Origin of the sequence: Stieleria mannarensis, from assembly GCF_014154935.1 — a bacterium.
Lineage (GTDB): Bacteria > Planctomycetota > Planctomycetia > Pirellulales > Pirellulaceae > Stieleria > Stieleria mannarensis.
The window spans coordinates 19,340-32,752 of sequence record NZ_JACEHH010000048.1 but is presented as its reverse complement, the minus strand read 5'-3'; the positions used below and the strand labels follow the sequence as shown (position 1 = coordinate 32,752).

8 protein-coding genes are annotated in these 13,413 nt (G+C 60.6%); 2 read left to right on the top strand and 6 right to left on the bottom strand.

What is annotated here, in order from left to right; translation table 11 throughout:
- Positions 1-190 precede the first annotated feature (190 nt).
- From H1B37_RS25700 to H1B37_RS25685, 4 genes are all read right to left on the bottom strand, one after another.
- Complete coding sequence (locus tag H1B37_RS25700; RefSeq protein ID WP_182870164.1) at positions 191-727, bottom strand: hypothetical protein; 537 nt, start codon at positions 725-727, stop codon at positions 191-193.
- A gap of 807 nt (positions 728-1,534) precedes the next feature.
- A complete protein-coding gene (locus tag H1B37_RS25695; RefSeq protein WP_182870144.1) occupies positions 1,535-2,674 on the bottom strand; it encodes a BON domain-containing protein in 1,140 nt (379 codons plus the stop codon).
- A gap of 216 nt (positions 2,675-2,890) precedes the next feature.
- Positions 2,891-3,706 (bottom strand): tryptophan synthase subunit alpha, encoded by an 816-nt coding sequence (gene trpA / locus H1B37_RS25690; protein WP_182870143.1) that lies wholly within the window; start codon positions 3,704-3,706, stop codon positions 2,891-2,893.
- A gap of 359 nt (positions 3,707-4,065) precedes the next feature.
- A complete protein-coding gene (locus H1B37_RS25685; RefSeq protein ID WP_182870142.1) occupies positions 4,066-5,409 on the bottom strand; it encodes a hypothetical protein in 1,344 nt (447 codons plus the stop codon).
- A 249-nt stretch (positions 5,410-5,658) separates the two neighbouring features.
- On the opposite strand from H1B37_RS25685, the gene gpmI reads away from it, so the two are divergent.
- On the top strand, positions 5,659-7,269 hold the full coding sequence (gene gpmI / locus H1B37_RS25680) for a 2,3-bisphosphoglycerate-independent phosphoglycerate mutase (RefSeq protein WP_182870141.1): 1,611 nt from the start codon (positions 5,659-5,661) through the stop codon (positions 7,267-7,269).
- A 359-nt stretch (positions 7,270-7,628) separates the two neighbouring features.
- Positions 7,629-9,860: an NADP-dependent isocitrate dehydrogenase gene (locus tag H1B37_RS25675; RefSeq protein WP_182870140.1), complete on the top strand. Its 2,232-nt coding sequence runs from the start codon at positions 7,629-7,631 to the stop codon at positions 9,858-9,860.
- Positions 9,861-10,063: 203 nt separating this feature from the next.
- On the opposite strand, the gene H1B37_RS34545 is transcribed toward H1B37_RS25675, so the two are convergent.
- Entirely contained in the window at positions 10,064-11,791 is a 1,728-nt protein-coding gene (locus H1B37_RS34545) for an EF-hand domain-containing protein (protein ID WP_182870139.1), read from the bottom strand.
- A gap of 227 nt (positions 11,792-12,018) precedes the next feature.
- Entirely contained in the window at positions 12,019-13,332 is a 1,314-nt protein-coding gene (locus H1B37_RS25665) for a DUF1501 domain-containing protein (RefSeq protein ID WP_182870138.1), read from the bottom strand.
- Positions 13,333-13,413: the final 81 nt, after the last annotated feature.

Genomic DNA, 13,413 nt, shown 5'->3' with positions numbered 1-13,413 from the left:
GCGACGACCTAAAAAGGACGTCGGATCCCCCTCCGCCGACCACTTGTTACTCGATCGGCCAGTTCATTTCCTAGCGGTTAAGCCCGCGCCATTGGTTGCTGCCCTCGTTTCACAAACAAAAAAAGCCGGCTCCGCGATTGGATCGCAAAGCCGGCGTTGTCGTTTGAAGCGGAACCCTTGGTGAATCGGGCTACAGTGCCGGTGTGGTGTACGGTTCGACGTCGCCCACCATGTGGAAGTGGTTGTGGTCGATGTAGACGACTTCGACGGCTTCGCGATCGTGCAGCGTGTGCGGCACGGGATAACCGATCGTGGTCTTCTCTTCGAAGTAGATCGTGCACTTGTAGTGTGCGTGGTGCAGTTGGGCCGGTCCGATCAGCGGATAGAACCGCGGCGGATCGACGTAGTCGGCGATCTTTTCCTTGATGATCCGGACGTCGTTGCGTTGCTTTTCATACAACAACGGGATGCCGCCTTGGACGGGACGGGCGCTTTCGAGCGCGTGCATCACTTCGTCGTCGCTGGGCGGATCCAAAGCGACCGGGGCGCCACCGGAGGTGGTCGGGCCCAGGATCGGAACCCTGTCGTAGCGTTCTTTCTTCCAGAACTCCTCTTCAGCCTTGTGTTGATAATACGGGCTAACGGGGATCGGGAATCCTAGGAATCCCAGGTTGTAGTTCGTGCCGACGCCGTAGCATCCGGTCATTCCGATGGCAACGCAGGCCATCGTGACGAAGCTGACTTTGCGTGCGAGAGGCGAAAGGGCACTCGCACCTTTCATGGCCGATTCCAGACGCTCTGCCTGGGCGGCGTTGTTTGATTGACTGTCCGTCGTGTTGGTCATCCGAGCAACCTTCCCTGGTGTTCGATAACGAGATCGCGCGTTCTAGCGCGATTGGGTTCCGCTTGTACAGACAGTTATCGTGTCAACTTATGCGGATCTTGCGGGTAAATCAGGAGTTTTACCGATTCCGTGGGTGGCGTGCTGTTTCACGGCCGCAATGTTGCACGGCCGACGGCCGCTGTGGATGACTTTCACAACCCCTCGGCGATTCTATCTTTCCTCGGACAGCGAAGCGCTGGTGTTCAGGCTTTAGCCCACTATCGCTGCGAAGCAGCGACCGGGAATCGCCTAAACGCTCGCTGGACAGCGCCACTTTACGGCGACTTGCTCAAAAAATGCCGGAAACACCGTCGTAGATGGGATGAGTTTCACGCCAGTCGTACTCGTACTCAACAAAGTGGTACTCGTACTCCTACTCGATAGCTCGTGGGAAACTTGCGGATCGAGTAGGAGATACGAGTACCGGCGAAACGTCTGAGTACGAGTACGATCAACTCGAACCCGCAAATCCTGGTGTTTCTGATTCAAAGTGGCGCTGTCCAGCTAGACACCAGCGCTTAGGCCCGTGCCAGTTCCACTGACGGCGCGGCTCGTGCGGCCATAAAAAAAGCCGCGAGGAACTGTCTTGTTCCCCGCGGCAGCGATTTCCAGAACTGTGGCTGGAGTCTCTGTCCATCGACCGATTTCGCCTTAGCGATCGGTGAAGTCCAGGAACCACCATCCATCGTCCCATTCCAGTGACACCTTACGCCATCCCAGCGGGACTTGCGGGTAGGGATAGAACGGGCCGATGTAAGGCCATGCCGAAGGGCTGTACTGTTGAGGGTAAGTCAACGCAGCGTAGTTCGGGTAAGATGCGTAGCCTGGCCAAGCGTAATTGGGCAGGTTGGGAGCGTCATAGCGAGGTGCTCCGACGCCCATGCCATGGTTCATGGCGACCGGGGTGCCCTGCATCGGCATGCCCGCGGCGGGCGCGCCCATGACGGGGGCGGAGGTTTGTGCCATCGGAACCGGCTGGTTCGTCTGGTACGGTGCGGCCATGGCGGGGACTTGGTTCCCGTTGACCGCTGCCATCCGGTTGCTGGCCAATTGGGCCGGGATACCGCCGTTGCGGCTGAGTGCCGGTGCGGGCTGGCCGATCACGGTGATCGCTTGGTCGATACCTTGAACACCGGGAGCGGCTTCCGCAATGCTAATGATTCGCTGGCGTTGTTCGGCCGAACGGGCGCGTCCTTCGATCGAAACGATTCCGTCCAGGCATTTGACGTCGACGCCAAATCCCTTCAGTCGGCCGTCCTTTTGGGCTGCACCGAGAGCTTGCACGACGCCGGCGACGACTTGTTGGTCGCTCATTCCGGCGGGGGCTGCCAATTCGACCGCAGCGGTCGGTTGAACTTGGCCCGGAGCGATCTCCAACGCGGCGACGCGCTGGGGAGCTTCGGCGGTCAGCTCATCGGCCTGCAGCAGGTCAGTCGTCAGCATGTTGCGGAGCGACTGGTCGCTGTCGGCGGGCTGTGACGCTGCGGCGACTTCGGGCGTGGAATCCGCCTTGATCGCGACTTCGTCGACGACCTTGGTGATCCCTTCAACGCCTTCGGCCGCTGCAAGGACAAGCTGTTTTTGTTCGTTCTCGCTGACGCTGCCGCGGAACAGGACGACGCCCTGATCCACTTTCATGTCAAGCGTAAAGTCTTTGAGGGCACCGGAGTCACGGTTGCCTTTCAAACGGGTCATGATTTCTTGGGCGATCTCTTTGTCGCCGCCAAAGGCCGAACCTGGGCCCAACGCGGTGATCGCAGCGATCGCCAATCCGAGATACTTTCGTCGCATGGGAAATGCCTCCTACAGTTCCAAATCGCTCCGGCCGGTGACGTTCTCAAGAGCCGCCCGCGACGTTCGCGGGACTCTCCATCACGGGTGGCACAACGCCTACGGAAAATCCGTGTCGGACCGGTGTTGCTGTAGATTTCGGCGGTTCCACCTGCTAGCAGGTAGGTTTTTTCGGATTTTGCCGTCGAATCAAGCGTGCGAAGCCGTAAAGATTGCCTAGCTTGCCGCAGACGCCACTGAATCGATCGCCGACCGCAATTCGGCCACGAATTTGGCCACCGCATCGGCCGCGTCCGCCGCCTCCTGATGTTCGGCAATTCGACGCACGACCGCCGAACCGACGATCAGCCCGTCGGCCACCGGAGCTAATTTGGCGGCGATGTCCGCGCCGCTGATTCCGAACCCGATGCAAATCGGCAACTCGGTCTGTCCCCGCAACCAACGGACACTCTCCAGCAGATCGGTGGGCAATTCGTTCCGTTCGCCCGTGATGCCGGTCACCGAGACGTAGTACAGAAACCCCGAGGAGGAATTCGCGATCTGGACCTGACGCTCGCGAGGCGTGGTGGGGGTGACCAGTTGGATCAGGCTGAAATCTTCGTCGCGACAGATCTTGGATAACTCCTCGGCCTCTTCGACCAACAAGTCCGGAACGATCGCCCCGGCGTAGCCGGCCGCCTTGGCCCGCCGGACGTATTCCCGCAGCCCGACGCGGTAGATGATCGCGTAGCTGACCATCGTCACCAGCGGCATTCCCAGCCCCGCCGCCTTGTCCTGTCCCAATTGGAACGCCTGTTGAAGCCGAAATCCGTGATCGAGCGCACGTTGATACGAGGCCTGAATCACCGGGCCATCGGCAACCGGGTCGCTGTAGGGGATGCCGATTTCAGCCAGATCCGCGCCCGCAGCGGCCAATCGCTCCAGAATCACGCCCGTCGCCTCGATGCTCGGATCGCCCGCGGTGATGAATGGCATCAACGCCTTGCGCTGTTCAGACTTCAATCGGGCAAACAAATCGTCGATGGCGGACATGGGGGGCGTCAACCGTTTTGATGGGAAACTGGCAGGCAAGGAGAAGGCGAAAGCGTACTCCAAACCGGGGCCGTCGTTTAGACCCCCGGGACGCGGAACGCCCCGCAGTAGCGACGCTCGCCAGAGCGTGGAACACAAGCCTGTCGTTGCGTTGGAGATGGAGGTCAGGGGGAATCGTCTGAGCCCACCGATGGCAGCGCGAACCCACGGATCCCAGGCTGCACTCCATCCGTGGGTTCGCGCTGCCATCCGTGGGTATTGACCACCCTGTGGTTCTGGGGGGACCGGGGAAGTTGACGAAACCCTTAGCCAGCAATGACTTAAAGACCGCAGAACCTCTGCCAGGGAGGATTTCGTCGTTACTTGGTGCCGTGGCTGGACGGGTTGGCTTCCATCACGGACTCGATCGACGCGGAGAGCATCATCAGTTGCATCCACTGGCCAAGCGAATGGGTGTCGATCACCGGCAGGGTGATTCGATTTTGCCGGATCCCGAACGCGGAAAGCTGCTGGTCGACACGCGCGGCGGAGTGTTGTTGCAACTGCCGAACCGATTCGGAATCATCGCCACGACGCAGAGCTTGTCCCGGCGTGACCGGCAGCGGGTCGGTGCGGATCGCCGCCACTTCGATGTGATTGCAGACCAATGAATCGCGACGAAGACACTCCGATTCCAGCTGCGCGGTTAACACCGACCGGCCGGACTCGGTCGCCACGTCCAACGGCCAATGATCGGGATGCAGACAACGAATCCAATCCTGAAATCCGTCCAGGCTGCGGGCCCACCAAGCAAAGAAACGTTTGCACCCCGCCGGTCGGTCATCGCCCTTCGCCGCCGCCCGATTGGCTGCCACAAACCGCAGCACCAGGTTCTGGTCAAACGGCTCCTTGCGAAAGTTCTCGTTGATCGCCGCGGCCCCGACCAGCAACTGGATGCAGTCCAGGCCTAAGAACGCAGAAGAGAGCAGCCCCATTGGAGTGAACACACTGTTACGATTCGCGACCGCAGCGGGCACACGCAACGATTGGTCGAACCCCAGCGAGGCAAGATGCTGCGCGATCGGACCACTTGACGGGTTGCTGCTGGGGCCGATTGCGGTGACCAACCGTGCGCGAAGCTCGGGGGCGATCGATGGCGTGCTGGTCCGCAGCAACTCGATCAAATGATCCCGCACATACCGCGGCGAATCAGAATGCCCGGCGGCATCGGCCGCGATGATCGCCCAAGTCCCTTCGGCGGCTCCGTCACCGTACCCGCCGGCGGACAATCGGCCGATCAAGGATTGCAACTGATCGTTGTCCAATTCATCGCCGGCGAAATAAATTCGCGGTTTGCTACCGCGAGCGGCACGAGTGGTTTCGTTGTGATACGGGTCGCAACAAGCCGCGGCGATCGCGCGAGCCCCCAGGAAGCCTCCACCGGCCCCGGTCATCACCACCGCGTCGATGTGGTCGTGCAATCCGTTGGCGATGCGAAAGATGTGTCCCAGTTCACTTGTCTCGCGGTGTTTTTCGTACGCCAGCAACTGTTGTTCGGGCAGGGCAAAGAACGGCAGATCCGCCGGCAGCCGCGGACACAAATTCGCCTCGACGTCGAAATCGACCGCATCAGCGTCGACGAAAGTGTCGCGCGCCGATTCGAGCGACGCGGCTAGCGCCGGCGGCACAGAAGTTTCGGAAGATTCCAGACGGATCAGCGGCATTTGGGGATCGGAAGCAAAAGATGACGGATGAATCGGCTTATCCCAGGATGAAGACGCGACGGAATCCTAGACGCCAACCCAAGCCACGCCCACCGGGATAGTGACCCACTTTGGAGGACGCCCGGTCTGGGCTAACATTCTGTCTGCACACCGAAGGACATACCGCCCGCGTCCGCCGCCCTGCGGCACGTCAGCCTCCTTCTTATTCACACGCCCCGTCGCCTCCAGAATCCACTCGCCCACTGAATCATGACCGAAGTTCGCCGCAAACCTGTCGTTTTGATTGTCCGTGATGGCTGGGGCGAGAACCCTTTCCCGGAGTGGGACAAGGCCAACGCCGTCGTCCAGGCCAAGATCCCGGTCTCCGACGCCCTGATGCAGCAGTACCCCAACGTGCTGATCAAAACCTCCGGCGAAGACGTCGGGTTGCCCGCCGGCGTGATGGGCAACAGCGAAGTCGGCCACCAGAACATCGGCGCCGGACGAATCGTGGACCAGGAAGTGATGCGAATCACGCGTTCGATCCGCGAAGGGGCATTCTTTAAGAACGAGGTCTTGCTGGGGACGCTGGAGCACATTCGCAAGACCGGCGGCAAGCTGCACATCCTTGGATTGATGTCCGATGGCCGTGTCCACAGCGATTTGGAACACGCGCTGGCCGTCGTCGACTTGTACAAGGACAGCGGATTGCCGGCGGACCGGTTGGTCGTGCACGCGATCACCGACGGACGCGACACCTCGCCGACGGGCGGCTTGGGCTACGTGCAACAAGTTCAAGACAAACTGGATCAGTCCGGCGTGGGACGGATCGGAACGGTCGTCGGGCGTTTCTATGCGATGGACCGCGACCTCCGCTGGGAACGGGTGCAAACCGCCTATGACGCCTTGACCAAGGGCGCCGAGCGGACGGCGGCGTCGGCTGCCGAGGCGATTCAATCCTATTACGACAATCCGACCGAACCGAGTCGCAGCGGCGATGAATTCATCGAAGCGACGTCGATCGTGCCCCCGGGCGGAGCGGCCGCGACGATCAGCGACGGCGACGCGGTGGTGTTCATCAATTACCGCGGCGACCGCACCCGTGAAATCACCAAGGCGTTCGTTTACGACGACAAAGCGTGGGCGGAGATTCCCGGCGGCGGCTTCGATCGGGGCACCAAGGTCGACAACCTGTACTACGCCACGATGACCGGCTATGAGACCGGGTTGCCGGTCAACGTCATCTTCGAAAAGCCGCCCAAGATGCCGAACATCCTAGGACAATACGTCAGCGACCTGGGGCTGCATCAGTTCCGTTGTGCGGAAACCGAAAAGTACCCGCACGTCACGTTCTTCTTCAACGATTACCGCGACGATCCCTTTCCCGGCCAGAACCAGGAAATGGCCCAATCGCCGCGCGACGTTTCGACCTATGACCAGAAACCCGAGATGTCGGCCGCGGAAGTGACCGAGTACGTGCTCAAGGAAATCCAGTCCGGTCGCAGCGAGATGATCATCGTCAACTTTGCCAACGGCGACATGGTCGGCCACACGGGAGTCTTGCAGGCGGCGGTCAAAGCGGTTGAAACAGTGGACGCCTGTGTCGGCAGGATCGTCGACGCGACCTTGGCCGCCGGGGGATCGCTGGTGATCACCGCCGACCACGGCAACTGCGAACAGATGATCAATCCCGAAACCGGCGGCCCGCACACCGCGCACACCACCTACGACGTCCCGCTGATCGTGGTCGAACCTGGCTTGGAGGGCAAGACGCTGCGCAGCGGAGGTCGTTTGGCCGACATCGCACCGACCGTCCTGGCCCTGATGGGACTGGAAAAGCCCGCCGAAATGACCGGCGAAAGTCTGATCGATCTGGGGTGAGTTGACGAAGCGGGCGATTCATCGCTGAGTCGAATTCACCCTCCCTGCCGACGTCGCGCGGTTTTCTGGAATTGACCCTCCCTGGCTGGGAGGGTCGAGCGCAGCGAGGGGAGGGTGAAGTCGTAAACGACTGTTAAGTCAGAGGTTAAAAACCGCACGACCTCTGCCAGGGAGGGTGAATTCCCGAAAACTACATGCCCTCGCGGGGGAGGGTTGGGTCTTCAGTTCCTGCCGCCCCCCGCCGACGCGGCGAATTGATGCACCGGTGACAATTTCACCTGCGCTTGTTAATTTTTTGGTGGCATCCGCCGCGTTTTCTTGCCCGCCGATCCGCCTACCCACTGCCAATCGATACGACCATGAGTGATTCTGCACCGAGCATCGTTTACACCTACACCGACGAAGCTCCCGCGCTTGCGACCCTGTCCTGGTTGCCGATCGTTCGGGCGTTTGCCGGCAAGGCGGGCGTGTCGGTGCCCACCAAAGACATCTCGCTGGCCGGCCGAATCCTGGCAAATTTTCCCGAATCGCTGAGCGACGCCCAAAAACGCGAAGACGCTTTGACGCTGTTAGGTGAACTGGCCAAGACACCCGACGCGAACATCATCAAGCTGCCCAACATCAGCGCCTCGATTCCTCAATTGACCGCGGCGATCGCCGAACTGCAGGCTGCCGGCTACGACGTGCCCGATTTCCCCAGCGATCCGCAAACGGACGCCGAAATAGAAACCCGCGCCCGCTACGCCAAGGTCCTTGGCAGCGCCGTCAACCCCGTGCTCCGCGAAGGCAACTCGGATCGGCGTGTCGCGACCGCAGTGAAAAACTATGCCAAAGCCCATCCTCACTCGATGGGCGAGTGGACCGTCGATTCGCCGTCGCACGTGGCCCACATGACCGAAGGCGACTTTTACGGCAGCGAAAAATCAGCGGTGATCGAAAAGGCCGGGTCGTTGAAGATCGAACTGGTCGCCGCCGACGGATCACGCACCGCACTGCGATCACCGGTCAGCGTCGATGACGGCGAAGTCGTCGACGCGGCCGTCATGAGCGTCCAGAAACTGCGGGCGTTTTACGAAGCCCAAATCGCCGACGCGCGTCAATCGGGAATCTTGCTCTCGTTGCACCTGAAAGCAACGATGATGAAGGTTTCCGATCCGATCCTGTTCGGACACGCGGTCAACGTTTACTTTGCCGACGTGTTCAAAAAACATGCCGACACCTTCGCCAAGCTGGGCGTCAACCCGAACAACGGCGTCGGAGGCCTGGAAGCCAAGCTGAACGATCTGGCCGAATCCGATGCCGACGCGATTCGCGCCGACCTGCAAGCGACCTATCAGAACGGCCCCTCGCTGGCCATGGTCGACTCCGACCGCGGCATCACCAACCTGCACGTGCCCAGCGACGTGATCATCGACGCGTCCATGCCCGCCGCCATTCGCAGCTCGGGAATGATGTGGGGCCCGGACGGGAAACTGCACCCGACCAAAGCGCTGATCCCGGACCGATGCTACGCCGGCGTCTATCAAACCGTGATTGAATTCTGCAAAGAACACGGTGCCTTTGATGTCACCAAGATGGGCTCGGTCAGCAACGTCGGACTGATGGCCAAGAAGGCGGAAGAATACGGCTCGCACGACAAGACGTTCGAGATTCCCTCCGACGGAACGGTTGTGGTCACAGACGACTCCGGAACCGTGGTCTTCGAGCACGCGGTTCAGGCCGGCGACATCTGGCGGATGTGTCAAACCAAGGACGTGGCGATCCGTGACTGGGTCCGCTTGGGCGTCCAACGCGCACGGCTGACCGGCGCGCCCGCCATCTTCTGGCTGGACGACCAGCGTGGTCATGATGCCAACCTGATCAAAAAGGTGAACCAGTATCTGGCAGACCACGACACCGACGGATTGGATGTCCAAATCATGAACACCGTCGACGCCACGCGACACGCTTGCGAGCGTGCCCGCGAAGGCCAGGACACGATCGCCGTGACCGGCAACGTGTTGCGGGATTACCTGACCGATTTGTTTCCGATCCTGGAACTGGGCACCAGCGCCAAGATGCTGTCGATCGTTCCGTTGCTGGCCGGTGGAGGCCTGTTTGAAACCGGCGCCGGTGGATCGGCCCCCAAGCATGTCCAGCAATTCGTTTCCGAAGGCCACTTGCGCTGGGATTCGCTCGGTGAATTCCTCGCCCTGGCGGTTTCCCTGGAAGACTTGGCCCGTAAGTCCGGCAACGAGAAAATCGCCGTGCTGGCTGAAACGCTGGACGAGGCGACCGATCAATTCCTGGCCAACGACAAATCCCCCAAACGCGGCGTCGGAGAGCTCGACACCCGGGGCAGCCACTTCTTCATGGCGCTCTACTGGGCCGAAGCTTTAGCCGCCCAAACGAAAGACGCCGAACTCGCTGCGGCCTTCGCCCCCGTGGCCAAGGCATTGCGTGACGGCGAGTCCAAGGTGGTCGAGGAACTCGCCGCCGCCCAAGGCAAACCGGTCGACCTGGGAGGCTACTACGAACCGGATCGCGAAAAAGCCAGTGCCGCGATGCGACCGAGTGCCACCCTGAACGACGCGATCGCAAGCTTGGGGTAAGCAACCGCGACGCGGTTGTGTTGGAATTGCTTCACGCAACGCAACGTGAAATTCACCCGCTATAGATTTAACGTCCCGGAAGGGAGGGGGTCTTCCATTGTTTCGTGACATCGCGTCTTTACTTGGTGCGTATGGATCGAGTTGCCAGCCGCGTGCTCTCCACGCTCTGGCGAGCGTAGCGACGTTGCCGGAACGCTGCCCCACTACTGCACCTCCACCGCCGACAGAAAACGATCCTCGTCGGCATCGAGTTCGCGGAAGACTTCGAGCGGGCCGATGAATTCGTTCTCCGAGACATCCCCGTCTCGATTGGCATCCATGCGAATCGCCCAACGGGGACGCGAATCGGTTTCGGCCGAATTCGCTTGCTTGATCTGGAATCGCATCTCGTCTTGATCCGGTTGGCCGCGACAAAACTGGATCATCAGCGTGTCCGGGATGGTCCTCGCCGGCACCGTACCGGTTTCGTCGACCAGAGTTTGCAATCGCGCAGGCGCCGAGACGATTTCGCGATGGGACAGGAACTGATCGTGGTCCCGATCCAGCCAGGCAAACACACCATCGGGGTGCTCTGCCGCTCGGCCGCGGACCTGAACGTTCCAGATCGATTGCTTCTGACCGAGCGTTTGATTGATTTCCATGAAACTCAACTTGCCGTCTCCGTCTGCATCCAACTGGTCCAACGGAAATTGCTTCTTGGCTGCTTCGGGAAGCTCCTCCTCGTCGATCGCACCGCTGTTGTCGGCATCCAACTGTCGAAAGACCTCACGCGGAATTCGGTTTCCCGTTGTCGAAATATCCGATGTCACGATACCGACTTGGAACGGTTCGCCGACGATCCAACAGCGATCGGTCTCCTGTTCGATTCGTGTCGCTTCGTTAGCCGAGCCTGGCAGCGTCACCACCGTCGAGACGACCGGATCGGCGCTGTCGAAACGGACGGTGATTGTGAACGCCGGATCGAGCCCCAGCACCGATTCCGCTTCCTCCGTCGAAATCCACTGGTCCTGATTCGCGTCGATCGACCGGACCGGATTGGTCGGACCAAAAACGGCAGCCTCTTCAAGCATGCCGCCCATCGCATAGGACAAATTGGACCAGTTGACGAACCCGGCCAGATCCATCGCGACGTTGCCTTGGCGGTTGGACTGGTTGCGCCGCCAGGCATTGTCGTCGCTTTGGCGTTCCCGCGATGATTCGGCAAAGTCGATGCACTGGTCGGCATTGGTGTCGATCTCCCGCAGCAACGCTTCGGCGGCCAGGTCGATCTCGGTCGCATCGAGCTTTCGATCCTGATTTCGATCGATGGCGGAAAACAGCGGCGATTCACTGCGATTGGACCATCGAAAGGCGTCGGTTCCGAACAGCCGGAATTCGCCATTGGCGTTGGACTCGCGAAACAGGAATCGTACGAACTCCTGATCATCGACCCGCTGGTCTTTGTTGCGATCGTAGCGTTTGATGAGCGATTGTTTCTGACCATTGACGCGAGACGCTGTCTGCCCGAAGGTCGCCGCGTCGCCGGAAACGTGTTCCAAGAGCTGATCCCAGGTCGGTGGTTGATGCGTTGTCGCTGCAATCTCCTTTCGCACCATCGCCAGTTTTTGATCGAAGGCATCACGCAGTGGTTGATCGTCGATCAGGACGTTCAAGCCGACCAACAGCGGCCCCTTGGACGTCGGGATCCAAAGACGGTACGCGGATGCGGGCGTTGGGGTTGTCTCGTTTGCGGTTTGTTCTGACGAAGAGGCGTCCGGGGTGGTTTCGACTTCGGACGATGCGGTCGGGTTCTCGTTGGTCTGGGGGGACTTGGTTGCGGGATCGGCGGCGATCGGATCTGCGTCGGCTGCATCGTCGTTTCGATCGCTTTCGTCGCTTGCCTGTTGTTCGACTTCCGGTTCAGACTCCGGTGGCGCACTTGCCGATGTCACGATGGTGGGCTCTTCTGTCACTATGGGCGCCGCGATCGTCTTGGTCGGCGGCGGATCGGGCGTACGATCGCATCCAGAGAGTCCGAGAAGGATTGGAAAAACAATCGACTGTACGCTGATGCATTTCTTCAGCACCGTCGCTGCCTTCGCCAGAAGGTGGATCCCCGCTGTAATCCACGCTCTGGCGAGCGTAACCACGTCAACGTTCCCGTGTGAGACGAAAAAAATCACAGCAACACCTGCCGGATCGGGCTTCCTTCGGAGATCGCGATCGGCCGGCCGCCTTCGGCGATGTTCTCGCTGGCCGGGTCGACTCCCAACGCCGCGCAGAGCGTCGCCAGCAGGTCTTGCTGGTCGATCTTTCCGTCAGTCACTTCCATGCCGTCGGCGCTGGTGGCGCCATAGGCTTGGCCACCGGCGATCCCTCCGCCGGCCAGCACACACGAAAACGCTTGGGGGAAATGGTCTCGCCCGCCGTTGGAATTGATCGCGGGCGTGCGTCCGAATTCACCCGCCCACAAGATCGTTGTTTTTTCCAACAGCCCTCGATCGGCCAACTCGGTCATCAGCGTCGACCATCCCACATCCAGTTGTTCGCTCAGTCGTTTGACCTGGTCAAAGTTGTTCGCATGCGTGTCCCAGCCCAATCCGTCGCCCAACGTCACTTCGACCAGCGGCACGCCACGTTCGATCAAACGTCTGGCCATCAAGCATCCTTGTCCGAACGTGCCGCTTCCGTAGGCCTGGCGGACGACGTCCGGTTCTCCGGTCAGGTCAAACGCATCTTTGGCGTCGCTGCCGAGCATGTCGATGGCCGATCGGTACACGGTGTCGTGCGCGACGACGTTTGGCGTATCCCGGGTCTGTAAGAATGTCGCCTGCATTGATTCCCAAAGGGCCAATCGGCGCTGGAAACGCGGGGCATCGACCTGCGGATGCGGTTGCAAATGATCGACACGCAACGCTGCGAAATTGTCACTGCCCGGCGGCCCGGAAACGCTGACCGACGTCGCCGCGTACTTCGGTCCCAGAAAACCTGGGCTTAGCGAACTGCGTGCGAACGGGCCCGGCGCGATCGTGACGTAGTGGGGCAGTTTGGACACGGGGTTCCGCAGCGATTTTGAAAGCGAACATCCGATCGCCGGGTAGCGGACCGGACCACCGAGGGCGTGACCGGTGCGCATCACAGTCGTCCCCCGCTCGTGATCGCCTTCCTTGGTCGACATGCCGCGCAAGATCGCCAGCCGATCCGCCTGGCCGGACAGTTTTGGAAGGTGTTCGCTGAATCGCAGCCCCGGGACCGAGGTCGCGATCTCTTCAAACGCCCCACCGTTGTTGTGTTTGGGTTTCATGTCGAACGTGTCGATCTGGCTGGGGCCGCCGGACATCCACAGCAACACGCAATGCCGCTGGTCGTTTGCAGGCTCCTCCGCAGCGACGGCCGCGATCGATCGCATCAGGGGGCTGATCCCGATCGTCCCACCGATCGAAACGGCGGCGGCGATCGACTGACGCCGAGTAAAAACCGGTGGTTGAAACATGGATTCACCTCTGCTGTGGGATAGGCTTCCAGCCTGTCAATCCGCTGTGGGATAGGCTTCCAGCCTGTCAATCCGCTGTGG